Consider the following 25,220-nt stretch of genomic DNA (forward strand, 5'->3'; position numbering starts at 1 on the left):
AGCAATCCCTGGCTTCGCGGGGCTGGTGCTCCATGAAAATTCCGGGCGCGAAACGCCCGGAATTTTCATCACTTTCCGGCGGGAGCGGCCGACTGTCTTGCGGCTTCCGCTTCGCCGATCGCGGCAGCGCATTCCTCGCAGCAGACTTCCACCGTCTTGCCCCCAAGCTTGACCTTGATGCTGTTCTGATCGAGTTCGCAGTCGCAGGCTGCACAGGTTTTCTGGCTCATCGTCTTCGTCTCCTCTTGATCGTGGTTTCAACCATCGTAAAAGACCATTTGGAGCGGTTGCGCCGCTGTCAGATTCTTTAGCGATCTGATGCAGCTAATGCCGATCTTTCCGTCGCTCGCCACGGGGGACGTGGCTGTGTGGAGACTGGATTCATGCCCGATGCTCCAGCACAGGTCTATGAAAAATTACCCCATAAAAGTTGATTGATTTTCATCGGCAAGACAGCCACAGTAGCGAGGTAGAGCACAGCTCGTCCGCTTCACGACAAAAATGAGCTAAGATGCGGGCGAGGCAGTATTTCGGTGCTCCGAAACGATATCGATTAGGAATTTTCCATACGAAAACAACAAACAAAAAATAGGCCCCGGCATATTTAGCCAGGGCCATTTTTTTGTCGGGTGCGTCGTTGAGGGGCGATGGTCCCTGACGGTGCGATCACGAAAAGTTGATTGCGCGCCGAGCGGGCTCCTGTCTCTCGATCACGCGACGCAGCTGTCGGCGATCGCGCCTGAGGATGTCGAGGCAATCATTGCCGAACCACTCCAGCGATGCATCGATTTGTTCGCCGTCAGCGATCTCCAGGAGAAGATCGACATAGTCGACCGTGCCTTCGAACAACGGCGTCATGCCGTCGCGGCTGCCGGCAGCGGCATAGACGTTCGCCGGCTCGAAGACCTGTAGATCCGACCGATCACGAACGTTCTTCAGATGGTAGTGGCGAATGTGCTGCTTCATTTGGCGGTGAACGACAATGGGGTCGTCGCCGCCTTCCCAGACGTGCAGCGTATCGAAATTGATGGCAAAGGCTGGGTGATCGACCTCCTCGATCAGGCGCAATGTCGAGGCGGCGGTATCGGCCAGCGTCTTCGGATGCGTCTCGACCAGCAGCCGAATGCCATAGCCCGCGATGATCGCACATATCTCCTTCAGCCGGTCAACGATCAATTGCCGCTCTTCTTCGCAGACGGAGAGACTGCCGCGATTGCCGGCGAAGGTGCGGATCTTGCGGGTTCGCCAACGGCGGGCGAGCCTGCACAGCTCGACGGTCTTGTGCCTGAGCGTTTCCGGGTCGCCATCGAGCGGCAGATAGTCGCTGAGCATCGGCACCTTCAATCCGAGCGTATCAAGCCAATCGGCATTGCGGTCGGGTTGTTGCGCCAGGTTGCGCGCATGCGCGCCCCAAAGCTCGATGCCCTGGAAATCGTTGGATTGCGCCCAGGCGGCGATTTCGCCAAGCGACATCAGATGATGACGGAACGTGATCGTGCATAGCGAGATGTTCATCGCGCAACCCTCTTGAGCATGGGAGCGTCAGCAGGAATGTTCTGGTCGCACCAGAGATCGAAGATTTCCGCCAGCTTGCATTTCAGCTTCGCCTCGATCCGGTCGGCTTCAGCCAGCCGCTCGAAAACCGGGGCGGCCAATGCGCGCTCACCGGTCTGGCTCAGCTTCATGCAGTCGTAATGCAGCGTCTTCAGCGCCTGAACGAGTGCCTCGATCTCGTCGCACCAGCCTTCGAATTCGCGCGCCGGCAGCTTCAAGGCGCGCCAGAAGAAGGCAAAGCCGTGCTCGTAGGCATATTTGCGGATGGTGATGACGGGCAGTTCGCGCACGGCCGCCGCCAGATCGGAAAGATCGATGCCGCCGCGTCCTTCCAGATGGGCGGTGACGATCTGATGCATGCTGTCGACCAGCGGATTGTTGTCCCTGATGAAGCACGCCTCGAAGAAAGCCTTGAGGTCTTCAGCGGCCGGCGCGTGCGCCTCGGCATTGTCGAAGACATAGCCGCCGCCGACGGTCGGCTGCATGACCGCATGGACCACCTTGTCGCGCGTGATCTCGCCTTCCCAGCGATAATCGGGGTCGTGCACGAACCAGGTATCCGGATCGACGGTTTCCTGCAGCATGAGGTAATGCGGGAAGGGGTTCTGGTTGAACTTGTTCTCGCGCTCCGGCAGGTGGAACATGTCGAGCATGACCATGACGGAGCCGGTGTCCGGGCGCCGACGGACGAGATCGAGCATAACCGCGAGGTTGTCGCTCTTGCTGATGTCGGGGTCGTACCACTCGCGGACGGTGACGCCGTAGAGCCGCTGAAACCACGCACGGAAGAATTCCTGGCTAATTTCGGGTGCGTGATAGAGCAGCTGGAAGCGGTCGCTGAGCGCGAATTTCGCGTCCCAGACACCGAAGTAGAACGGCCGGTGGTCGAGGCCCCGGCGCTTCAGCCCGTCGCAGACGCAGCTGACGAAGCAATGCACCTTGATGTCATAATAGGCTTCACCGTGCACCCCTTCGTCGGTCGTACCGCCGGTCATCGGAAACGACGGGATGACTGTCGCTGCCGCCTTCGGCTGGTAGAGGGCGACGAGGTCGGCGACCGTCTGCACGTCCTGGCGCGCGATCGCCTCTTCGGGAACGCTCAGTCCGTATTCCAGCTCCAGATTGAGAAAGATCTGCAGGATCAGCACTGAATCCAGATAGAGATCCTCGTTGAGACGCGCTTCCGGACCGAAGCCGTCGAGATGCGGATGCATCATGTGATCGCTGAGGACCGTATGGATTGCTTCCAGGGTTTCTTCGCTGGTCATGATGCTGCTCCGGCGATTGTTTTGCTGAACTCGCCGGCGGCGTGCCGGGCGGCAACCTCGCGGCGGCTGATCTTGCCATTGGCCTGGCGCGGGATGGCATCGACCTGGCGGATGTCCATCGGCAACTGATGGCCGGCGAGGTGCTTGTTGCACCATTCGCGGATCGCCTGCGGTGCCACGGTTTCTTCTGCACTGAACAGAAGCGCGACACGTTCGCCGGCGAAGCGGTCGCCGATGCGGAAGGCAACGGCATCGGAAACCTCGGGCATCGCCATCACCGCATCTTCAACGTCGCGGGGATAGACGTTGAGACCGGAGACATTGATCATGTCGTCCATGCGCGACACGAAGACCAGCATGCCGTCACCGCGGCGATAGCCGAGATCGCGGGTGTGGATGGCGATGCCGTCGTCCTTGGTCACCACGATTTCGCCGGTATCCTCGGCGCTGCTGCCAGTCTGTGGCAGAAGATGCGGCAGCACGAACCCCATGTCGCCGGCGGCGGTCACGTCAGGATTGATGGCGATGCATCCGGCTTCCGAGCAGCCATATTGCTGGAACATGTGTCGGCTCTTCGCCCGGATCTGGGCAAACCATGGGTCCGGCAGAAGCGTGCCGGATGTCATCGTCGCGTGGATCTGTTCGCCCTCCGGCAGGAGCCGGGCCAGCGTGTGCAGGATCGCCGGCGAGGAATAGAGCAGTGGTCGCTCTGTTTCGCGCAGGATCTTCAGGAGGTATTTCGGATTGGCGGTGTTGACGACGACGGGCGTCTGGCCGCGCTTCAGCGCCACAAGGATGCCGCAGATCAAGCCATAGGAATGGGTAGTCGGGCAGGCGACGATCGGGGTCATGTCCACCGGCTCGCGGAAGGCGGTGATATAGCTTTCGATCTCGGCGTCGATGTCCTGCCAGGTTCGCGCCACACATTTCGGCGCGCCGGTCGTGCCGGAACTCATCTGCAGCAGCGTACCGACGGGCGAGACGTTCGCCGGCCGTTCCAGCACTTCCGCCGTCAGGCTGTTGTAGAACAGCCGGTCGCAACCGGCACCGATCGCCAGCTTGCGTGCTGCGGCATAGGGCGTGCCCGGATGGATCGGCAAGACGCTGGCGCCGGCCTTGCGGATGGCGAAGAACAGCGCCAGCCAGTCGGCGGGCTCTGTAAAGCAGACCGCATAGCGACCGTCGTCGCGGTCTTTCAGGCCGATCTGTCCGGCAAGCCGTGCGGATGTCTCGTCGAAATAGGCGCGGTCATAGAGCCTGTCGTCGATGCGGATCATGGCTTTCTCCTTCGTTGAAGTCTGTCCGCGACGAGCGCATTGGGCACCACGTGGTGGTACTCCGGCTTGCGTGCGAGAAGCTTCCTCGTCATCAGGGATTCGGTGATGATTTCGGGCCTGTCGTGGCCGAGCTGCGCCTGCCTGGCAGCCATGCCGTACCTGTGCGGGTAGGATGACAGCAGGTTTTCGACCCGCTGCCAGAACAGCGGTTCACCAAGGGCGTAGCAATGGGCGAGAAGGTGGCTGACTTCGCTCAAGTTGTAGACGAACAGGGTGTCCATCACCAGTTCGCGCAGGGAATCCAGGTTGTCCGTCCAGTAGAACTGGTCGGGCTCGGCGTCGCGGTAGGACGGATGCAGGGATGAAAAATCCGGTGCCTTTTCCGGTTCGCGCAAGAAGTCCGGCGAAAATTCGATGCTCTCGTGAAAATCCCGCAGGATCAGCCGCACCGGCCAGCCGTCGCGGTGGACGAGCAGCATGTTCTGACCATGGGCCTCGACGGCGATGCCGTGATGGACGAGCAGATGCCAGACCGGCAGGACGGCGACCTCGAGCAGCCGGTTGAGCCATGGCATCAGCCCGAAGCGCCTGATCCAGTCGTCGGCAAAGGGCCGTCCGTCGGTCTCCACCATCATCAGCGCGGTGAAGGGAATGACGGCTTCTCCGGCTTTGAGCGTCGCCTCCGCGCTCTCGCGCCAGATTGCGCCCACTTGGCCCGCCAGCGGTTCATCGGCATCGGCGATGATCCCGGCATATTCCTGCAGGATGGTCAGCGGATAGTCGTCCCGAAACACTGGGTCTGAAGCGACGATCTCGCCAATCCAGTGTGAGATGACCGGCGCCGTGCACACCGAGTGCGGTTCGAGGATGCGCCGCGAGGATGTGTTGACGATGTTGAGCGGCAGCTTGATGCTGGCCGCCAGCGGTCGATCCCGGTTGAGCAAGGAGCGTACCGATTGCGTGGCCGTATAGCGGTCGCCGGCAGGGCCAATGCAATGGGCCTCGCCGGCTGCGATCCAGCCGGAGGCGAGCGTCTCGCCCAGATTGCGCCATTGCCAGGGATGCAGGGGTATGAGCCCGAATTCCTGGGCGGATGCGCCGAGCTGCTCTCGCATGCCCTGAAGATACGACCAGGTCTCCGTGCCGAGTTCTGCCTGCCAGAACGCGTCTTCGCTGTCGGGAAGGGCCTGGCGCAGATGGCGGCGGGCGACGAGCAGCCAGACGAGCTGGAAAGGCTGGCCTGCCTCCGGGCCGAAGAGCGCATGGTCGTCGTCGGAGAAGCCGATGCGCGCCTTGTAGCAGGGATGATAAGGATGCCCCTCGTCAATGGTGCCTTCGAGCGCGGCGAAGGACATTTCTCGCCGGGGACGGGCGATCAGATGGCGATCGTTCCACTCGGAAAAGGCAATCGTCTGGTTCATCTCGTTCAGGAGCTTGGCCCGGGTGATGCCGGTGCCGGGCAGGGAGGAAACCACAAGCGGGAGTGACGCCTCGTTCCAGTTTCCGTCGCTTTCCCGCATTTGCACGGATCCCGGCAACGGCCAAATTCGCCCGAATGCACCGAGGATGGCGTCGCACCGAAAGTCGTGGTCGCCGAGCGTCCAGCGAAAATGCGTGGTGCCGTCGCCGTCACTTCGATGTGCTTCGACGATGCCTTCGAACAAGAGGGCGGCGACGAGCTGCCGAAGCACCCGATCGTCAGGGCGTCCCTTGATATCAAGAGGCAATGGCATGGGTTGTCCTTGCTGCCGTCAGTGCCGCCGGCGCCCGCAATGGGTTGGCAACGGGGCGATAGAGGATCGGCGCGTGGTCGGATTGCAGTTCGTCGACATTGAACAGCCGGGTGGTCAGGTTGGCCTTGGATGCGATCGTCGGCAGGTCCAGCACGTGCCTTGCGAAGTCGCGTCCAGCGCCAGTCATCGAAAGCGCGCACTGCTCCAAGTGGTTGCGCAGCATCCTGAGCAGCGCACCTTCGTCGCAAAGCCCGTCATGGCCCATGCGGCTGATGACGGAAAAGACCTGATTGACAATGAGATAATAGGCGAAGCGGTCGCGGATTTCGCTTTCGGGGAAGTAGAGTGACGGGATCGTCTCGGTTTCCGGAACGTGGGCCGACAGCAGGCTACGATAGCGCTCGGAGAGATAAAAACCCTGATTGTCGCGATAGTAGCTGACGGCGGGGTAGCCGGCGCCGACGTCGAGCAGGCTGTTTTGCTGGTGCGCCTCTAGCGCGATGCCATAGTCGTCGTAGAGGCGGATCAGCGGTTCGACGGCGCAATCGAGATAGCGCTGGAACCAGGCGGTGCTGACGTCGGCAACGGCTTCTCCGTCGCGGATCGAAAGCATGCGCAGGAGCGTCTCAAGCCTCGATTGCGTTTGCGGAAACGGGTCGGCCGTCAGCGCCGCCACGGTTATGACGCCCTGCCCCCTGCCGTGGGCGAAGGGGTTTTCACGCAGGATGACTTCAAAGCCACTCTCGCTTTCACCCGGCAGATCGAGCGTGACATAGGCTGGATCCTGGATGATGCGGAAATTGGCCGAGCGCCCGGCAAAACCGATGCGGTCGATCAGCCGGGCCATGGCGACGCCGGCTTCCAGCTCCTGCATGCGGTTGAGACGGACGGAATTGGTGATGCGAACCGGCAGCGAGAATTTCAGCATCCAGTCTTCGTTCGCGCCATAGACGGTACGGACGGAGGACGTGGCGCTGAAGGGGGAACCCGCCGGGCCGAGGTGACGCAGGATGCCGGCGTGCTGCATCGCCTGAATGCGCGGGTCGAGGAGCAGGGCTTCCGCCTGGAGCGGGTGCATCGGCAACAGGCATTCGTCACCGGCAAGGCCGAGATCTGCCGCATCGAGGCTGGACAGGGAGCGCACGATGTCCGGCGCCTCTATCGGGCGCGAGGACGCGTGGCGGACATGGGCCGTCTTCGCCGCGAAATACTGCAGCCTGAACTGGCCACGCAGTTCCGGCGCGTAGCTCTCCTGCTGCCAGTAGCTCATGCCCTGTCGGCTCTTCGGCGTCGGGTGCAACCAGTGCCCGAAGACGAGCGACTGCTCGCCCTCGAGAAAATCATCGACGCCTTCTTGAGTGGGCATCGTCCTGTCGAGGTAGAGTGCCGTCTGCTGGTAGCTTTCGAGCACGCGGATCAGGAGCTCGAGTTCGAAGCCGCGCAGCGCATCCGTCTGGCCGCCATCGTCCTGGCGATAGGCGGCCTGGACCAACATATGAAGGGCGGACATCAGCTCGATCGGCCGCCACGACGGTTCGGAGACATGGCGCCCCCAGGCCCTGCCGAAGTGAAGCGGGCCGCAAAGAGACGATGATGTGACCTCGACACGCAGCATCATTTGCTGGCGGGGAAGCGACCATTCGATGCTGTCGCAGGCGCCGCCAGCGGTCCGGTGCATCACCGGCACGCCGGGATTGACCTCGCGGAGGTAGCAGTTGGCGAAGCTTTGAAATGTCGCAGTTTCTGCGATTTGCCTAGACGATTTCATTTTTTCAATCCTCGGCACGCGACATGCAAAGTCGCGCAATCGCGTCGCGTGGGAGGCGCAACGCATTGAATTTTCGTGGTGATTTGGCTTAGGTCGGCGCGGTGTGCGTCACGCACGGTCTGTCAGCCGCCCGTGGAGGTGGATGGGCTTGGCGCAGGATGCGGCCGGCTGCTAGCCAAGAGCCACATGAGCGCGATCCGGACGGGCGCCATTGGCGACGTCCGCTGGAGTGGTTGCTGGCCACTGCTTGCAAGGTCGTGAACGCAAACGCGTCTGTCGCCAGCGCTCCACGCAGAAATGGACCAGTGCGGCCGCGTTCCGCTTCCAAAGGCAGGCGTCCGTTAGGGCATTCCGGTGCGCTCATCTTCCACCCGTCTCTGCTTTCGGCGCGCTGCTTCAGCATGCGCTTTCAAACTAAGACGACCGGCTCCGGATTTTTTTTCACCGATCCCGGATTTTTTTATGATTATTTTTGTCCAGTTAAACTTCGCCCGCGACAGCCACTTGGCCGTTGCCGCCGCCGCGTGCAACGGCGCTGAAGGTTAGCGAAGATGGAGGGCGCGTTGGAATTCTGCGGGCGTGCGCCCGTAGGCCTGCTTGAAGGAGGCGCTGAAATGGCTGTGACTTGAAAAGCCGATATCGAGGCCGAGGGCCGTCAAGTCACGGCAGGAGCCGAGCAGATCCAGTGCCCGGGCAAGCCGCAGTCGCAGCTGGTAGCGATAGAGCGGCATGGCTTCGACCTGCTGGAACATCTGAGTGAGATAGACCGGCGACACGCCGACCTCAGTTGCCACCTCGGCCAGGGTCCAGCGGCGGGCGAGATCGCTCGACAGAACCAGCTTCGCCCGATCGACGAGTTTTTCCCGGCCGTAGGTGGTTGCAGCGCTGTGCGACGTCCGCTCGCCGAGCGAGCGCCGGATCAATGTCAGCGTCATGGTCTCGGCTTCGAGCGTTTCTGCGACCCCGCGATGAAGGCTGTAGCGCAACAAGGCGACCAGCGCCTGCGCCCGTGGATCGATGCGCCGGCGCGGTCTTTTGAACGAGGCAAGCGCGCCCGAGCGCAATTGCTCCTTCGGCGCGAGCTCGCTGAGAACGGCTTCGTCCACCTGCACATCGAGACAGGCATCGCCACCTTCGACCGGGTGGCTGACGCGGTAGTCCTCGCCGCGGTTGAAGAAGATCACCTGATTGGATTCAGCCACCGTGTCGGCCTTGCCGACGTGCCGCATGAAGACACCGCGATAGGGATAGACGAGGCTTGTTCGATGCGCACATTCCTCGCCACTTTTCCCACGGCACGAACCATCGCACACCACGTCCCGAAGCGAGGCGATCGACGTGTCGAGAAGCGTCTGGCACGAAAACTGGGACATTGCAGTCCTACTCGTCGCGTTGGTGGAAATCGTTATAGGCGTCCCCGCGCGACAGGCCAATATCCTTCAGCTGATGATCGGAAAGCGCAAGCAGGTCCAGACGTCCCCGCCGGGTTTTCATCCAGCGCGAAAAGCGCCAAAACAGCCGCCAGGGCAAGCCTCGCGCGCCGAGTCCGGCCGGAGCCACAAACCTTTGTCGCGGGGCGATCCGTCGGGTGGAGACATGGATCAGATTGTCATGGAATGAAGCTGTGTCGGACATCGGGTCATCTCCCTTCATGTCGTTTCCGATGATGGCAGAATGACGCGTTGCGGCCGCGGCGGCTGTCAGATTGTTTAGCAATCGATCAGAGCTTGGCTTGGCACCTGACAAGGGGCATCGGCGAATACCAAAGTCGCCTTAAAAGTACGACTTTAGTCGCTTTGCAGGCCCCTGCCGCGGGACTATTCTTTGTCCGGGAGGATCAATCATGACCAAGATAGCCGTACCGCTGGTCAGTCACGGACACCCGGATCGCGAGCCGGATTGCGAATGCGCGGTTGAAGATGCCTTCCTGGATTTGGTCGAGCGTGCGGAGGCCGCGGGCTGGACGTCGGACGAAGTGGCGGATTGTCTCGTCAACCTGTCGCACAAGCATCGCACGACACTTAACGAGGACATCCACATGCTCGAGGAGATCACGTCCTCACTGCTGCTCTCAAGAAAGCTCCATTAGAGAATCCCGCCTGCAGGTGGGTTCACTGAAGACGGATAGGATGCTCCCCAATCAAGGTGTCCGAGCGTTGTTCTGAACGCGCGGCGCTCAGCGGTCCGCCGTCGTCTTGAAGCGGCTGACTTCTCGGTTCGGAACCTAGGTCAAGGATCGATGGCTTAGGCCGCTACGAATTTTCCATCGTATCGCACGCGAAAATTCCGGCGCTGCGCGTCCTCCTGGAAGCAAAGGAACACCAGTTCGAGATCGTTCGCGCTGCTACGCCGCCCAAGCAGGCTGAGCGTGATCACGACCACGCCGCCATAGGCACGCGTCAGATCGATTGCGGCCCTGCGAATTTCATTGGTGCCGGCATCGTCTCTATCTTCCCGCCGCTCGTACACCTGAAAGAAACGTGCCGTCTCCCAGGCCGATCGCAATGCCTCGGTTACCTGGTCCTTGAACTCGTCCGCCGACCTGCCCTTGCTCCACGAAATGGTCTGCTCGGTGTGATCGCTAAAGATGTCGAGATAACCGTCATAGTCGTCCGGATCGGAGAAACACCGCTCGATCATCCCGAACGCCACGTCATCGGAAATCGCTGCCTTGAAGAATATCGTCATCGAATCGCCAACCCTGCCTTGAGCGCCTATGTTGTCAAAGCGTCGGCGACGTATCTAGTCCCCAGAGTGCCCGATCAACGAAGTACGCGCGTTTATCCTTTCACAGCAGGGGCTTGACCCCGGTTGATAGGGCAGTTGTTGGTAACTGTCGGGCGGGGAATTCGGCATTTTTCGGTAGGCAAGAGTCCTCGGCCTACAGGCAACCGCTTCGATGACCGCGCCCGGGGTCTCATCTATTCCTAATTATATGAGTGTTGCCTTATATTCTCGGTCCATGCTATCCTTGATTTCATTCCAAATGGGTGCAACCCGCATTCTCATTTCGCATTCCGACGCACAATCTCCGAGGCTGCATCGGAAGCGCTGTTCGTTTCGATACTCATATTTGCAGCATAAAAATCTGTTTCGTCCGGCAACGCATCGGTGATGCAAGCGACCGGAAGATCGCACCGTTTCGAACGCCGAAGCGGAAACAGGCGGGGGGCGGAAACAGGCGGGAGGAGGTGTGCTTCTTTGTTCGGCAGGGCATTTCCAAGCGATCTATCTCAGCGTTCGTTGGCCATCGGCTGCCTGTCGGTTGGGCTCATGCTCTCAGCCACATCCGGTCGCGCATCGCCGCCGGAGGGCGCGGATATGCAGTTCTTCGTGGTGCGCAGCGGCCAGCCGGGGTGCGAGCCGACCTGCCCGGAATGGGTATCGGCAGAAGGCACTATCGTTGACGAAAGCCCGGCTCGCTTCAAGAAGCTGCTCAAATCGCTCGGCAATCGTCGCCTGCCGATCGTGGTGACGTCGCCCGGCGGAGACGTCGATGCTGCGCTGGCGATCGGGCGCATGATCAGGGCGCGAAAGCTTGACGTGGCGGTCGGCAAGACCCGCTTCGTCGGCTGCCAGCCGGAGCAGCGGGATTGCAGGGCCAACGACGACAAGGGCGCGCGTCACATCGGCATCGCCTATTCCGGGGAAGCCTATTGCAATTCGGCCTGTCCGCTGATGTTTGCCGGTGGAACGCGGCGCGTGGTCGGCGAGTGGGCGTTCCTGGGCGTGCACCAGATCACCACGACCTACGTTCAGATGGAAACGCAGTATCGGATGAAATACCGCGTCGTGAACGGCAAGAAGAAAGTCACCAGCAAGAAAGTCGTCGGCCGAAGGAATGTCGGCGGTTACAAGACCTATGAGATGAGCAAGGCGACCGAGCGCAAGCTGGAAACGTACCTCACGGACATGGGCGTCGACCATGCCGTCGTCAATCTGATGAAGGTCACGCCCGCGACCGATATCCGCAAGATCGAGCCTGTCGCGATGCTGGAGATGAAGCTGACCACCGAACTGGGGGGCGTCGAATTCCTGACGTCGATCGAAGTCTGCGCGACGGTGCCGGCGGCTGCCAACTGCCGGGTGTTTACCTCGGTGGATCTGGAGTAGAGGCCGGTTTCCTCGCTACGGGCGCGGATGCCAGCCTGCCTTCACCGTGTTCAATTTCGGAGCCATCGCCTGACGACGCCGAGCGGAGGGCGAAAGCGCGACCCAAAACTGCAATGGCGACTGCCAGAAGAATGAGGCCGGCCGCGACTGCGAAGGTGACGCGCATGGCGGATGCGGCGGCCTCGGGTGATGCCGTGGCGATGTCGGAGGCCGCCGACGCCAGGGAAAAAACCGCACCCATGACCGAGGCGCCGGTGACGAGCCCCAAGTTGCGCGACAGGTTGAGCATGCCTGAAATCACGCCGCGGCGATCCGGTGGCACGTCTGCCATGACGGCCGTGTTGTTGGCGGCCTGGAAGAAGGCGTAGCCGGCGGTAACGATGACGATGGGTGCAAGGTAGCCTGGGATGCCGAGCGTTGCCGGCAGAGTGGACAACCCGACGGCGCCGGTCGCGACTGCCGCCAGTCCGGCCAGTGTCACCGGTCGTGCGCCAAAGCGATCGACGAAGCGGCCCGCCGGAACGCCGCTGATTGCCGCCACGACCGGGCCGACCGCCATGACCAGCCCGATCACGGCCGGATCGAGCCCCAGAGCGCGGGTGAGATAAAAGGGACCGACAACCAAAGTCGTCATCATCACCGTCGAGACCAGCCCATTGGTGATCAGGTTCGAGCTCAAGGCCGGATCGCGAAATGTCGTCGGGCGTATCAATGGAGAGGCGACCTTTGTCTCGATCATTGCAAAAGCCCCGACGCCCAGGGCCGCCGCCAATAGAAGTACGCCATTGAGCAGACCGAAGTGGCCGCGCCCGATGGTCATGGCAAGCGCGTAGGCGGTAAGCGTCGATGCCAGCACGAGCGTACCGGGGACATCGAAGCGAGCGTCCGCGCGTGTCGTGGCCTTGCGGTCGGCAGGCAGATGACGACGCGCGACCCCATATGTCAGGATGCCGAGCGGCACGTTGATGAGGAAAAGCGCACGCCAGCCGAAGCCGGCAATCAGCGCGCCGCCGAGGGGCGGCCCCAGTGCAGTGCCGATGGCGGACATCGTTCCGAGCAAACCCATGGCGCTGCCGGTGCGTGCCTTCGGTACTGTTTCTGCAACGAAGGCCATGGTGAGCGCCATCATGACCGCCGCGCCGAGCCCCTGTGCCGCGCGCGCGACGATCAGCAGCCAAAGCGTCGGGGCAAGGCCGCTCAATCCAGAGGCCAGCGTGAAGACCGCGACGCCACCGAGCAGCAGCCGGCGCCGCCCGACAATGTCGCCGAGCCGACCGACGCCGACGATCAGTGCGGTGATCGCGAGCAGATAGGCAAGGACCACCCATTGCACGTCCTGGAATGGCGCCTGGAAAACATCGGCAAGCGTCGGCAGGCCGACATTGGCGATGCTGGTGCCGAGTGCGGACAACAACATGGAGAGCGACAGGCCGATGAGCGACCACCGGACGGACCGCGTCCGTTCGCCACCTTCGAAATTTGACCCGGTGGGTGCTGAACCATCTCTTTTCAAGACTAACTCCATCTGCTGGCAATTCTCCGAATTGGAGCTGTCAGAAGCCTAGGTCTTTACGCGGCATGGCGGAACGCGCATGATTTGCACTTTATTCATGCATATGACGCCACATCCCGATGACACTGCGCTATACTGGGCGGATGTCGAAACCTGATCTCAATCTGCTGGTCCAACTTGACGTCCTGCTCGCGGAGGGCAGCGTCGCGCGTGCGGCCGAACGGTTGCGGCTCAGTCCTTCGGCCATGAGCCGGGCGCTGGCGCGGCTGAGAGAAGTGACGGGAGACCCGCTTCTGGTGCGGGCGGGACGCGGCCTTGTTCCAACGCCGCGGGCGCTGGAGCTGCGCGAGCGCGTCGGTCAACTCGTCGATGACGCCGAGGCGGTCCTGCGCCCGGTGGACATGCTGGAGCTCAGTCGGCTCGTTCGGACCTTCACATTGCGCACGAGCGAGGGGTTCGTGGAGAACTTCGGTCCAGACCTCCTCCGGCGCATCACCTCTGAAGCGCCAGGCGTCAACCTGCGCTTCCTGCCAAAGCCGAACAAGGAGAGCACCGCGCTGCGCGACGGTAGCGTCGATCTGGAAACCGGTGTGATCGGGGCTTCGACCGGCCCTGAAGTGCGCACGCAGGCCCTGTTTCGCGACCGCTTCATCGGTGCCGTCAGCAAAGAGCATCCCTTGAGCCAGGGCGCGGTGACGACGGCCAGCTATGCCGGCGGCCGGCACGTGCTCGTTTCCCGGCGCGGCCTTGACCGAGGTCCTATCGACGACGCCCTGGAAACGCTCGGTTTGGCGCGGCAGATTGTCATCACGGTGGGAGGCTTCTCGTCGGCGCTGGCGCTGGCGCGAGGATCGGACCTGATCGCCAGCGTGCCAGAGCGGCATACCGGAAATCTGCGCGCCGGCATGTATAGTTTTGCACTACCGGTCCCGGTGCCCGAGGTTACGGTTTCGATGCTCTGGCACCCCCGGCTCGATGCCGATCCGGCGCATCGATGGCTGCGCGGCTGCGTTCGGGAGGTTTGCCTGGAACAGCTTGCCGATCACTGAATGGGTGGGTCGTTCGGGCTTGGCGTGGCCGAGGCTGCCGGGCGACCAATTTGCAAGCCATGCCGGCCCAACATTCGCCCGCCTTTAATCGGCCTTTGACATTGCAAAGCCAGGTGACGAGACAACATATACCGCTGCGGCACCTCGCGATTGCCCTTTTGATGTTGCCTCTGGAGATTTCATGACCAAACCCATCCACGCACCACTTCCCACGATTGGCGAAGATCCGTTCCTTTGGTTGGAGGACAGGACGTCCAAACCGGCGCTCGACTGGGTTCATGGTCAGAACGCGCGGACGAAGGAGAGGCTGCAGGGTGATGTTTCGTATCCGCCGCAGTACGAAACGGCGCTGGAATTGATGACCGCAGAGGACAACATCGCTGTCGGCTATGAACTGCGCGGCCAGGTCTACAATTTCTGGCAGGACAAGGCCAACGTCCTCGGCCTCTGGCGTCGCACCCAAGTCGCCTCCTACAAGACCGACAAGCCGGAGTGGCAGACGATCATCGACTTCGACGCGCTTTCGGCAAAGGAGGGCGTCAGATGGGTGTTCAGCGGCGCACGCCGTCTCTATCCGGATTTCAGCCGTTGCCTCCTGAACCTGTCGCCGGATGGCGGCGATGCCAGTGAAATGCGCGAGTTCGACATCGAAACCGGGACCTTCGTCGAGGGCGGATTTCAGGCCCCAGTTTCAAAATCGAGTTTCAGCTGGCTCGATATCGATACGGTCATCGTCGCAGCCGCCTTCGAGGCGGAAGAGAGAACGCAATCCGGCTATCCTCGCGTGGTCAAATTATGGAAACGCGGAACGAGCCTCGCCGAGGCGGTACCGATCTTCGAGGGGCAGGTCGACGATCTTGCTGTCGGCGGGGCACTCGAGTTCGACGGCGACGCGCAATACCTGCTGCTGACGCGATCGATCGACTTCTACTCCGGCCATCATTTTGTCAGGCTGGCTTCGGGCGAAAACCGGCGGCTGCCGCTGCCGGACGATGTCGGCGACATCGCCCTTTTGAAGGGTCAAATGGTCTTCGGCGTGCGCAGCCCCTGGTCGGCCCCGGGTGGAACGACATGCCTGCCCGACGGGCTCTACGCCTTCGATTTCACGCGCTGGCTGAAGACCGGTGACATTGGTGGCATCGAGACGGTGTTGGCGCCTGCAGCGCGCGTTTCGATCGCGCATGTCGCGAGCACACGCGACCGGCTCTTCGTCAGTCTCATGGACAATGTTCGCGGTCGGGTGGTGTTTGCGGAGCGGGGCGAGCGCGGGTGGTCACTCACTCCGGTTGCCTTGCCCGAAAACGGCAATGTCGACATCAGCCACATCAATCAGTTCGGCTCCAGTGTCTCGTTCTCCTTCACCGACTTCCTGACGCCGAGCTCGATCATCTGGTCCGACGACGACGGCGATACGCTGACGACGGTCAAGGCTCAGCCCGCGCGTTTTGATGCATCCGCACTGGTCTCGGAGCAGTTCGAGGCACGCTCGAGAGATGGCACGCTCGTTCCCTATTTTGTCGTTCGGCGTCGCGACCAGCAGGAGCCGGTGCCGGCCTTGCTCTACGGCTATGGCGGCTTCGAAGTTCCGCTTCTGCCTGCCTATGCCGGCCTGCGCGGCAAGCTGTGGCTCGAAAAGGGCTATGCCTACGTCCAGGCCAACATCCGCGGTGGTGGCGAGTTCGGTCCGCGGTGGCACCAGGCGGCACTCAGGGACAAGCGGCAGAACGCGTTCGACGACTTTGCCGCCGTTGCCGAAGATCTGGTGCGCCGCGGTATCTCGACCCCTTCGATGCTTGGCATTCAAGGCGGGTCGAATGGTGGCTTGCTCACCGGCGTTTCCCTGGTCCAGCGGCCCGAGCTTTTCGGTGCCGTCATCATCGAAGTGCCTTTGCTCGACATGCTTCGTTATACGGAATTGCCGCCGGGCGCGTCCTGGATGGCCGAATACGGCGATCCGTCGAAGCCCGAGGAGGCGGCGTGGCTGGCAACCTATTCTCCCTATCAGCACGTCGCTGACGACGCCGATTATCCGCCCGTGCTGCTGACGACGTCCACCGCCGACGACCGGGTGCATCCCGGCCATGCGCGCAAGATGGCGGCGCGCCTGCAGGCCGCCGGTCACGCGAATGTGCTGTTCTTCGAGGAAACGGAAGGCGGCCATGGCGGGCGCGGCGACCGCCGGATACAGGCAGCGCAGACTGCGATGAAGTATGTCTTCCTGGAGCAGGCACTGAAAGGCCGGACGAAGTAACCGAGCGTCAGCCGATGCCGACTCCTATCCGATGGCCGGGCGTCTCGACGCCCCGCCATGTCGCAGCGCCTGGTGGCTGATGGCGACGAGATAGGTGGTCAGGAACAGGATGCCGACGAGCTTGAAGGCCTCTTCGACGAAGGTCGCTCCGCCGACATGGATCGGGGCCATATCGGCGGCGAAGGACAGGCCCATCGACAGCACCGAAGCGACAAGCAGCAATCGCGGCGTCGCTGCCCGAACGGTGTAGGCGTAATAGCAGAGCGCACCGAGCAGGATCATATGCGGCACGAGAACGACTTCTTCCGGGATGCCCATGGTCGCCACCGCCTCGTGCAGCATGAGGAAATCGTCGATACCCATCAGGGTTGAAAACAGCCCTCCGGCGAGCAACGTCCGACGAAGAGCCGTGGTCCCCGCGTCAAACGTTGCCGCAAAGGCCTGGAGTGCCGCGGCCGCGCCGACGATCCACATGATGACCCCGATGTTGGAGACGATGCCGAAATAGCCGGGGTTGCGGGCGATCGCGTTCGGGTCGCGAACGAGATCGTAGTAATCAATGCCGAAGACCCTGTCGGCAACAACGAGCGATGCGAGAATGACGACGGAAACAAGGAGGACGGCGATGATCGTGCCGGCCTCCGATCGATGCCACCCGCCGGTCGGTGCCGGGGGCGAATGCGTCTGTGCCTTGGCACTCATGGCGTCTCGTCCTCGCATTGTCATGGCAAACATGAACCGAACGGGGCGATCCGGCCTCTTGTTTGTGACAGTTTTGTGACTTTGGATGCTTTTGGCTGCACGCGGCGGAGGCGAACGTGTTTCGCAGGTGGCCCAAAACCGGGTGTTGCACGGGGCTAGAGCGCGCGGTTGCGAAAAAATCGCAGGGACCGTGTCGGCTCGCGCGGGTCCCGCTCGTCCTATTGTCAGCGTTGGTGAAGACGCGTGAAACCGCGAGGAAAGAGATATGTTTCGTATTGCCCTTATCGCCGCAGCCCTCATCATTGCCGGGCCGGCACTTGCCGACAGCCAACCGGTCGGTGAGCGGGTCGAAGTCAACGGCATGAAGATGTATTATGAGGTGTCCGGCGAAGGCGAGCCGCTGATCGTCCTGCACGGCGCCTATATGAACATTCCATCGATGGGCGCGATCATTCCCAAGCTTGCCGAGACCAACAAGGTCTATGCGATCGAGTTCCAGGGGCATGGCCGCACGACCGACATCGACCGACCGATCACCTATCCAAATCTCGCCGACGACGTGGCGGCATTCATGGACGCCGTCGGCGTCAAGAAGGCCGATGTCTTCGGCTACTCGATGGGGGCGGCTGCCGGGCTGCAGCTCGCCATCCGCCATCCCGAAAAGGTCAACAAGCTCGCGGCGGCTTCAGTCGGCTACGACGCCGAGGGCTGGCAGCCGGAATTCAAGGCCTTCATCCCGCAGATGAACGTCGAAATGTTCGTCGGCATGCCGTTCGCTGAGGACTATCGCAAGCTTGCTGCCAATCCCGACGGCTTCCCTGCGCTCGTCGCCAAGCTGATCGCGCTCGAGAAGGAGCCGATGGCCTGGGAAAAGGACGTCAAGGCGATGAAGACGCCCGTGCTGATCATTGCCGGCGATGCCGATGTCGCAACCCTGGAACATACGGTCGCGATGTTCCGGCTGCTTGGCGGTGGTGGCATGGGCGACATGGGCAAGCCGTTGCCGGCGTCGCGCCTCGCCATCCTGCCTGCCACTTCGCACACGGCCGTCATCAATCAGCCGGAGCTGCTGGAAGCTCTGGTCGTGCCTTTCTTCAAGGGCGAGACGCCAAAGGGGATGTTCCAATAGCAAGTACCGGTGCGCCTCGTCCTGCCGGGCGGGGCGCATCCGTCATAAGCTTCGTGAGGCCGCCCTCAGGCCGCCCTCAGGATGGCCCGTCTAGGCCCTGTTTTGAGCGTCTGCGATAATCCAGCGTGCGGCCTTCTCCGCGATCATCATGGTCGGCGCGCTGGTGTTGCCGCTGGTAATGGTCGGCATCACGCTGGCATCGACCACGCGCAGTCCCTCGATACCGCGAACCCGAAGCCGGCTGTCGACAACAGCCATGGCGTCGTCCGTGGCCCCCATCCTTGCGGTGCCGACGGGGTGAAAGATGGTGTTGGCGATATCGCCGGCCAGTTTCGCCAGTTCGCCATCGCTCTGGAATTCTATCCCGGGCTTCCATTCGACCGGCTGGTATCGTGAAAGCGCCGGCTGGCTGACGATCGACCGGATCTGCCGGATGCTGTCGGCAGCGATCCTGCGGTCTTCGTCGGTGCTGAGATAATTCGGGGCAATGGCTGGCGGATCGCCACGGTGACGCGAGCGGATCCGCACGTGGCCACGGCTTGTCGGATTGAGATTGCAGACGCTGGCGGTAAAGGCCGGGAAGCTGTGCAGGGGCTCGCCGAAGGCATCGAGGCTGAGTGGTTGCACGTGATATTCCAGGTTGGCATGGGCGCGGTCGGGGTCGGAGCGGGTGAAGGCGCCCAGCTGCGACGGTGACATGCTCATCGGTCCGCTGCGCTTCAGCACATATTCGAGCCCGATCCGCGCCTTGCCAACGAGATTGCTCGCCAGCGTGTTCAGCGTCTTCGCGTTCTTCACCTTGAAGACGGCGCGGATCTGCAGGTGGTCCTGCAGGTTCTCGCCGACACCGGGGAGCTCTTTTTCGACAGGGATGCCCATGGCCTGCGACAGCCCGGCCGGTCCGATGCCCGAGAGCTGCAGGATCTGCGGCGAGCCGATGGCGCCTGCCGAGAGAATGACCTCGGCGGTCGCCCGAACGGTCACCTTGGCGCTGCCATGGTAGAGCGAGACGCCCGTACAGCGCTTGGCCCCGTCCGCTGACGTTTCTATCGCCAGCGTCTCGACTTCGGCCTCGGTCCAGACGACCAGATTGCGGCGATGCCGCACCGGCCGCAGGAACGCCTTGGAGGTGTTCAAGCGCCAGCCCGCCTTCTGGTTGACCTCGAAGTAACCGACGCCCTCGTTGTCGCCGCTGTTGAAGTCCGTCGATCGCGGAATGCCCGCCTCGACTGCGGCTTCCGCGAAGGATTCGAGGATATCCCACTTCAGTCGCTGCTTTTCGATGCGCCACTCGCCGCCGCGGCCATGCATGTCGGAAAAACGGCTGTTGTCGCCGGTTGCCGGATCGGCGCCATCGTCGAGCCGGTAGTGATCCTCATGGGCCTTGAAATCGCCCAGAGAATTCTCCCAGGACCATTCGCGGTCGTTGGTCTGGGCTGCCCAGCTTTCATAGTCGCGCGATTGCCCGCGCATGTAGATCATGCCGTTGATCGAAGAACAGCCGCCAAGGGTCTTGCCGCGCGGATAGCGCAGCGAGCGACCGTTCAATCCCGCTTCCGGTTCGGTCTTGTAGAGCCAGTCGGTTCGCGGATTGCCGATGCAATAGAGATAGCCGACGGGAATATGGATCCAGGGATAGTTGTCGCGCCGGCCTGCCTCGATCAGCAGCACCCGCTTGCCGGGGTCGCGGCTGAGGCGGTTGGCAAGCAGGCAACCGGCCGAGCCGGCTCCGACGATCACATAGTCGAAAACGGCGGCGTCAGCAGTCGAGGCGTAGGGCTTCATCGCAAGCATTTCCCAATCCGGCGAAAGGGGATGAACGAGCCGCAGCTTGCACTGTGCAGCGGACCAAGATCATCCCACTTTTATAACGTTCATCAGCGATCGCAGCATTGCGATCCTCCCAAAGATCAGTAAACGGCTACCCGATCACGAAATCCAATGATAAATAGAGCTCGGCATTATAAAGGAAATTTATATGGCTGATCATCTGGATCTGCGATTGCTAAGGGCCTTCGTCACCGTGGCGCGGGAAGGCAACGTCACTCGGGCGTCCGAATTGCTGCATCTGACTCAGCCTGCCGTCAGCCTGCAAGTGAAGCGCTTGTCGCAGGAACTCGGGCTCACGCTGTTTCACCGAACAGCCAGCGGGCTTGAACTGACCCGCGATGGCGCGCTGCTGGCGGCCAAGGGCGAACAGGTGCTGGCGTCGGTGACCGAGTTTCGGCAGACGGCCATGCATCTGACGGCGCAGCTTCGCGGCACGCTCAGGATCGGCACGATCATCGACCCGGAATTCACCCGGCTCGGCGCTTTCCTCCAGGCACTGGTCGAAAGTGGTCCGGGCATCGAAACGACGCTGCGCCAGGGCATGAGCGGTGAAGTCGCGACCGGTTTGAAGCGCAACGAACTCGATGTCGGGTTTTTTCTCGGCGACCTCGATGATTTCGGGACGAGTACAGATGCGTTGGCTGGCGAGACCGATGCGCAGTTCTTCGTCAAGCCGCTGTCGCGGCTGACCTATCGCGTCGTCGCACCTCCGGCCTTTGCCGGCATCGTCGCGGACAAGGAGTGGAGCGAGCTTGCAGGCCTGCCCTGGATCGGAACGCCGCCGGCGTCGGTCCACCATCGGCTGCTTGCGCGGAAACTCGGCGGCCTGAACCTCAGGCAGAACGTGGTCGCTCTGGTCGATCAGGAAACGTCGATGTTGGCCATGGTGCGCACCGGGCTCGGGCTCAGCCTCTGCCGGGAGTCGATTGCGCTCAGCGAGCAACAGGCAAACGGGCTTGTCATCGCCAACCGGGTCAAGCTCGAAACCACGCTCGGCTTTGTCTGTCTTCGGCCCCGGCGCACCGATCCCAACGTCGCGCTGGCGTTTGACGTCATCGACAGGATATGGCGAACGGACCGCAGAGACACCGCCTGACGATCGTCATCGCAACGGCACGTCCGCCTGCACCGGGCTTGAAGCCCGGTGCAGGCGGACGCTCAGCCAGCGATGGGGCTGGCTTCGCCTGCCTACTTCTTCAGTTTGGAGTAGTCGAGTTTCGGCGCTTTCGTCAGATCGTCCTTGGTGGTGTCGACATAGGCCTTCCAGGCACCGTCCTCTTCGGCAAGGGCAATCGACGCGGGGTCGAGAACGACGTAGCTCTCCCCGACGCCAAGAAAGCCGCCGACGCTGGCGACGACGCCGATAACCGACTTGCCGCCGCCGATGACGACGTCGGAAATCTCGCCGATCGTTTCGTCATTCTTGTTGTAGAGATCGACGCCGATGAGCTTGGACACGACCAGGTCGCTGTCCTGGATGTTGACGTATTTCAGCGGCATCGTCGCAGCCTTGCCCATGGTCAGGCCCGGGCCGGCCAACGTTGCGTCGGCGCCCGTTGCGGCGGCTTCCTGTGCCAGGGCTGCGGACGCAGACAGGGAGAAAACGGTCGCGGCAACGATGGGAAACAACTTCATATGAAACTCCTGCATGATACCGGCAGTTGATCTGCCGTGACAGGTCGATAACGGCCTTCCGTCCGAAGTGTTCCGCTACCCATCTGAAAAGTATCGCTTTTCGTCCGCGCTGCTTACGCAGCTGGTCATGCCGACGATCGCTGATCGGCCGCGGACGCCTGCTTTCGATTGTGTTTCGAAATATCTCTCGGCGGACTTGAACTTCGACCGAAATCGGACATTTAACGTAGCTTCTTGCCCGCAGGGCCCTTCGGGCCAACCAACGCTTTCATTGCACTCTCAACTGCCTGCAGACCCCGTCGCGGCGCTACGAAATGAACCATGGACACCACGCTCACGCCGCCGCTTGTTTTCGTCAGTTCCGACAATGTGATTTCCGGTTGGAGCGAAGGGGCTCAACGCCTGCTCGGTTGGTCTCGCGACGACGTGGTCGGGCAGCCTCTGTCGACGATTTTCGATGAACTTGGTTTTTTCATCGGTTCGACCGGCCCCCAGGATCTCGACGCCGAAAAAGTGCCGTCTCCGGATGGTGGGTCCGTATGGGCGCTGAGAGGCAACGGCCGGCAACTGCTGGAAGAGCAGCTTGAGCTGACCTTTGCCAATGCCGATGTCATCGGCGCCTGGGACTGGGACATTGCCGCTGATCGGGTGGTCGCCGACACGCGCTTCGCACAGGTGTTTGGCGTTGATCCCGAGAGAGCCAGAGAGGGGCTGCCACTGGCGCACTTTGCCGCCGGCATCCACCCGGACGATCGGGCACGGGTGACCCGGGAGATCGAGGTTGCGGTTGCTGGCGGTCCCGCGTTCAACAGTGAATATCGCATCCTTCGGTCCGATGGATCGCTGTCGCATGTCCTGGCGCGGGGTCGGCTGGTCCAGGCCAAGGGTCATCGGCCGGCGCGCTTCCCGGGTGTCCTGTTCGACGTCACCGCCCGCAGATTGGCCGAGAGCGATGCTCACGCGAACCGCCAGCGTTATCGATCGCTGTTCGAAATGCTGCCTGACGGCTTTTGCGTCATCAAGATGATCTGGGATGCGGATGGGGTGCCTGTTGACTACGAATTTCTTGAGGTCAATTCCGCGTTCGAAAAGCACACGGGCATCACTTCGGCCATCGGCAAACGCGTGCGCCGCGATGTCGCCGCCGACCATGAACAATACTGGTTCGATATTTACGGCAAAGTGGCCCGAACCGGTGAGCCGGTCAGCTTCGAGAACTCCGCCGAGGCGCTTGGCCGGTGGTATCAAGTCCAGGCCTTTCCGATCGATGGTTTGGGATCGGAACATGTCGCCGTTCTCTTCAGCGACGTTACCGACCGCCGACGCACAGAAGTGGCGTTGAAGGCAAGCGAGGCGGAGTTCAGAACACTGTCGCAATCGATGCTCAACCACGTCTGGACGGCAAGACCGGATGGTCAGCTAGACTGGTTCAACGATCGCGTGCTCGCGTTCAGCGGCAAGAGCGCCGGGGAGCTTGCGGGCAACGGGTGGGCGTCGATCGTGCATCCGGACGATTTGGAGACGGCGGCGGCAGCCTGGTCGGCGGCAGTGGCGGGAAACGAGGTCTACCAGACGGAGTTTCGCATTCGCAGGGCTGACGGCCGTTATCGCTGGCACCTGGTCAGGGCCGTTCCGGTCCGGGGCGAGTGCGGCGAGATGCGCCGTTGGGTCGGCACCAACACCGACATCGATCACGCAAAGAAGAACGAGGCGGCTCTGGCGGATCTGAACGCGACGCTCGAAGAACGGATCGCCGAGCGCAGCGAGCAGCTGCTCCTGTCGCAAAAGGCGCTGCAACAGTCGCAGAAGATGGAGACCATCGGCAAGCTGACCGGCGGGGTGGCGCACGACTTCAACAACCTGCTGCAGGTTGTTGCCGGAAATCTCCAGCTTCTTTCCAGGGACGTCTCAGGCAACGAGCGGGCAGCGAGCCGGGTCGACAATGCCTTGGCGGGCGTCGCTCGCGGTGCGAAACTCGCGAGCCAGTTGCTGGCCTTCGGTCGGCGGCAGGCGCTGGAGCCCAAGGTCATCAATGTCGGCCGCTTCGTCAAAGGCATGGACGATCTGCTGCGCCGTTCGATCGGCGAGGGCGTCGATATAGAAGTGATCGTTGCCGGTGGGCTCTGGAACACACTCGCGGATCCAACCCAGGTGGAAAACGCGCTCCTCAACCTGGCGATCAATGCGCGCGACGCCATGGACGGTGCCGGCAAGCTGACCATCGAAGTCGGCAACGCTTTCCTCGACGATCACTACGCGGCAACGCATCCCGATGTGAGCGCCGGCCAATACGTTATTCTCGCCGTGTCCGATACCGGATCCGGGATGCCGCCCGGCATCCTCGAACAGGTCTTCGAACCGTTTTTCTCGACCAAGCCCGAAGGCAAGGGGACGGGCCTCGGCCTTTCCATGGTTTATGGCTTTGCCAAGCAGTCCAACGGCCATGTGAAGATTTATAGCGAAGTCGGCCATGGAACGACGGTCAAGCTGTACCTGCCGAGAGAGATTGCCGAGGAAGCGCGCGAAACGGTCGTCCATGCCGCTGGCCCTGCCGTTGGCGGAACGGAAACCGTGCTCGTGGTGGAGGACGACGACGATGTCCGCGACACCGTGGTCGAGACGCTCAGCGATCTTGGCTACCGCGTGCTGACGGCGCGCGACGCGCAGAGCGGATTGTCGGTGGTGGAAAGCGGTATCGCCATCGATGTGCTCTTCACAGACGTGGTGATGCCGGGAACATTGAAGAGCCCGGAAATGGCAAAGCTCGCCAAGGCGCGCCTTCCAAATCTCGTGGTGCTGTTTACCTCAGGCTATACCGAGAATTCGATCGTGCACGGCGGAAAGCTCGACCATGGCGTCGAGCTTTTGTCGAAGCCCTATACCCGCGAGGCGCTGGACCGTCGTATTCGGCATCTTCTGGCCAACAGTCGGCAGGCGATGCAGCGCGAGCGCGACGCGGCCACGAATGCGCCTGCGCCTGCGGAGGAACGCTTGCCGCTGAAGCTTCTTCTCGTCGAGGACGATTTTCTCATTCGCATGAATACGGCGGAGGTGCTGCGCGACCTTGGCCACGACGTGATCGAAGCGGGGACTGCGGCGCAGGCGATTTCGGCGGCAGAAGCGACAAGCATCGACATCCTGCTGACCGATATCGGCCTGCCGGATATGCAGGGCGGCGATCTGGCCGTGGCGGTACGCGAGATCCGTCCCGGCATTGGAATTGTCTTTGCCACGGGCGAAACGTCGATGCCACCGGGCGCGGATCCGTCCGCCGTTCTGTTGGTCAAGCCTTACAACGAGCGAAGTCTGAAACGGGCGATAGACAGCGCCAGCGTGCGCGAGACCGACGCGGCGCGATCCTGACCCTATGGATGCTGCAGTCCCCTTGGGAACAACGA

General features: G+C 62.0%; 20 protein-coding genes. 7 read left to right on the top strand and 13 right to left on the bottom strand.

Annotated elements, in window-relative coordinates; translation table 11 throughout:
• Window positions 1-68: 68 nt before the first annotated feature.
• The 8 genes from AC07UR_RS06040 to AC07UR_RS06075 all read right to left on the bottom strand — a co-directional run bounded on the left by AC07UR_RS06040 (window position 69) and on the right by AC07UR_RS06075 (window position 9,346).
• Complete coding sequence (locus tag AC07UR_RS06040; RefSeq protein WP_173421493.1) at window positions 69-230, bottom strand: hypothetical protein; 162 nt, start codon at window positions 228-230, stop codon at window positions 69-71.
• Between the two features lie 436 nt (window positions 231-666).
• Window positions 667-1,515 carry a sugar phosphate isomerase/epimerase family protein gene (locus tag AC07UR_RS06045; protein ID WP_209789278.1) on the bottom strand — a complete coding sequence of 283 codons (849 nt, stop codon included), beginning with the start codon at window positions 1,513-1,515 and terminating at the stop codon, window positions 667-669.
• On the bottom strand, window positions 1,512-2,822 hold the full coding sequence (locus AC07UR_RS06050) for a DUF6005 family protein (RefSeq protein ID WP_209789280.1): 1,311 nt from the start codon (window positions 2,820-2,822) through the stop codon (window positions 1,512-1,514). The genes AC07UR_RS06045 and AC07UR_RS06050 overlap by 4 nt, the downstream gene beginning before the upstream one ends.
• Window positions 2,819-4,099 carry an AMP-binding protein gene (locus AC07UR_RS06055; protein WP_209789286.1) on the bottom strand — a complete coding sequence of 427 codons (1,281 nt, stop codon included), beginning with the start codon at window positions 4,097-4,099 and terminating at the stop codon, window positions 2,819-2,821. The genes AC07UR_RS06050 and AC07UR_RS06055 overlap by 4 nt, the downstream gene beginning before the upstream one ends.
• Window positions 4,096-5,832: an IucA/IucC family protein gene (locus AC07UR_RS06060; RefSeq protein WP_209789288.1), complete on the bottom strand. Its 1,737-nt coding sequence runs from the start codon at window positions 5,830-5,832 to the stop codon at window positions 4,096-4,098. Before AC07UR_RS06060 ends, AC07UR_RS06055 begins: the two co-directional genes overlap by 4 nt.
• A complete protein-coding gene (locus AC07UR_RS06065; RefSeq protein WP_209789290.1) occupies window positions 5,816-7,600 on the bottom strand; it encodes an IucA/IucC family protein in 1,785 nt (594 codons plus the stop codon). Before AC07UR_RS06065 ends, AC07UR_RS06060 begins: the two co-directional genes overlap by 17 nt.
• 542 nt (window positions 7,601-8,142) lie before the next feature.
• Window positions 8,143-8,973: a helix-turn-helix transcriptional regulator gene (locus AC07UR_RS06070; RefSeq protein ID WP_209789292.1), complete on the bottom strand. Its 831-nt coding sequence runs from the start codon at window positions 8,971-8,973 to the stop codon at window positions 8,143-8,145.
• A 7-nt stretch (window positions 8,974-8,980) separates the two neighbouring features.
• Window positions 8,981-9,346, bottom strand: coding sequence for a DUF1127 domain-containing protein (locus AC07UR_RS06075; RefSeq protein ID WP_494701944.1), 366 nt, complete (start codon window positions 9,344-9,346; stop codon window positions 8,981-8,983).
• Between the two features lie 97 nt (window positions 9,347-9,443).
• Between AC07UR_RS06075 and AC07UR_RS06080 the strand changes: the two genes are divergently transcribed.
• On the top strand, window positions 9,444-9,689 hold the full coding sequence (locus tag AC07UR_RS06080; RefSeq protein WP_115422369.1) for a hypothetical protein: 246 nt from the start codon (window positions 9,444-9,446) through the stop codon (window positions 9,687-9,689).
• 155 nt (window positions 9,690-9,844) lie between these two features.
• On the opposite strand, the gene AC07UR_RS06085 is transcribed toward AC07UR_RS06080, so the two are convergent.
• The gene (locus tag AC07UR_RS06085; RefSeq protein WP_209789294.1) at window positions 9,845-10,288 is read right to left on the bottom strand and encodes a hypothetical protein; all 444 of its coding nucleotides are present in this window, start codon (window positions 10,286-10,288) and stop codon (window positions 9,845-9,847) included.
• A 633-nt stretch (window positions 10,289-10,921) separates the two neighbouring features.
• On the opposite strand from AC07UR_RS06085, the gene AC07UR_RS06090 reads away from it, so the two are divergent.
• Entirely contained in the window at window positions 10,922-11,713 is a 792-nt protein-coding gene (locus AC07UR_RS06090) for a COG3904 family protein (protein WP_209789295.1), read from the top strand.
• Here the strand turns inward: AC07UR_RS06090 and AC07UR_RS06095 are convergent.
• Window positions 11,691-13,226 carry an MFS transporter gene (locus AC07UR_RS06095; RefSeq protein WP_234941670.1) on the bottom strand — a complete coding sequence of 512 codons (1,536 nt, stop codon included), beginning with the start codon at window positions 13,224-13,226 and terminating at the stop codon, window positions 11,691-11,693. The two genes, AC07UR_RS06090 and AC07UR_RS06095, sit on opposite strands and share 23 nt — an antisense overlap.
• Window positions 13,227-13,369: 143 nt before the next feature.
• On the opposite strand from AC07UR_RS06095, the gene AC07UR_RS06100 reads away from it, so the two are divergent.
• Together AC07UR_RS06100 and AC07UR_RS06105 are read left to right on the top strand one after the other, a co-directional pair.
• Window positions 13,370-14,275 (top strand): LysR family transcriptional regulator, encoded by a 906-nt coding sequence (locus AC07UR_RS06100; protein WP_209789713.1) that lies wholly within the window; start codon window positions 13,370-13,372, stop codon window positions 14,273-14,275.
• Window positions 14,276-14,456: 181 nt separating this feature from the next.
• Complete coding sequence (locus AC07UR_RS06105) at window positions 14,457-16,526, top strand: prolyl oligopeptidase family serine peptidase (protein WP_209789297.1); 2,070 nt, start codon at window positions 14,457-14,459, stop codon at window positions 16,524-16,526.
• Between the two features lie 24 nt (window positions 16,527-16,550).
• Here the strand turns inward: AC07UR_RS06105 and AC07UR_RS06110 are convergent, their stop codons facing one another.
• The gene (locus AC07UR_RS06110; RefSeq protein ID WP_209789299.1) at window positions 16,551-17,228 is read right to left on the bottom strand and encodes a DUF8692 domain-containing protein; all 678 of its coding nucleotides are present in this window, start codon (window positions 17,226-17,228) and stop codon (window positions 16,551-16,553) included.
• Window positions 17,229-17,493: 265 nt separating this feature from the next.
• Here AC07UR_RS06110 and AC07UR_RS06115 point away from each other — a divergent pair, with 265 nt between their 5' ends.
• The gene (locus AC07UR_RS06115) at window positions 17,494-18,357 is read left to right on the top strand and encodes an alpha/beta fold hydrolase (RefSeq protein WP_209789301.1); all 864 of its coding nucleotides are present in this window, start codon (window positions 17,494-17,496) and stop codon (window positions 18,355-18,357) included.
• A gap of 90 nt (window positions 18,358-18,447) precedes the next feature.
• Here AC07UR_RS06115 and AC07UR_RS06120 read toward each other — a convergent pair whose 3' ends face one another.
• Window positions 18,448-20,142 (bottom strand): GMC family oxidoreductase, encoded by a 1,695-nt coding sequence (locus tag AC07UR_RS06120; protein WP_209789714.1) that lies wholly within the window; start codon window positions 20,140-20,142, stop codon window positions 18,448-18,450.
• Window positions 20,143-20,335: 193 nt separating this feature from the next.
• Between AC07UR_RS06120 and AC07UR_RS06125 the strand changes: the two genes are divergently transcribed.
• A complete protein-coding gene (locus AC07UR_RS06125; protein WP_173421508.1) occupies window positions 20,336-21,283 on the top strand; it encodes a LysR family transcriptional regulator in 948 nt (315 codons plus the stop codon).
• A 92-nt stretch (window positions 21,284-21,375) separates the two neighbouring features.
• Here the strand turns inward: AC07UR_RS06125 and AC07UR_RS06130 are convergent, their stop codons facing one another.
• On the bottom strand, window positions 21,376-21,822 hold the full coding sequence (locus AC07UR_RS06130; protein WP_209789303.1) for a PRC-barrel domain-containing protein: 447 nt from the start codon (window positions 21,820-21,822) through the stop codon (window positions 21,376-21,378).
• A gap of 321 nt (window positions 21,823-22,143) precedes the next feature.
• On the opposite strand from AC07UR_RS06130, the gene AC07UR_RS06135 reads away from it, so the two are divergent.
• Complete coding sequence (locus AC07UR_RS06135; RefSeq protein ID WP_209789305.1) at window positions 22,144-25,185, top strand: PAS domain-containing protein; 3,042 nt, start codon at window positions 22,144-22,146, stop codon at window positions 25,183-25,185.
• Window positions 25,186-25,220 lie beyond the last annotated feature (35 nt).

The sequence above is a fragment of the Ensifer sp. GW821-FHT05G01 genome, from assembly GCF_059419585.1.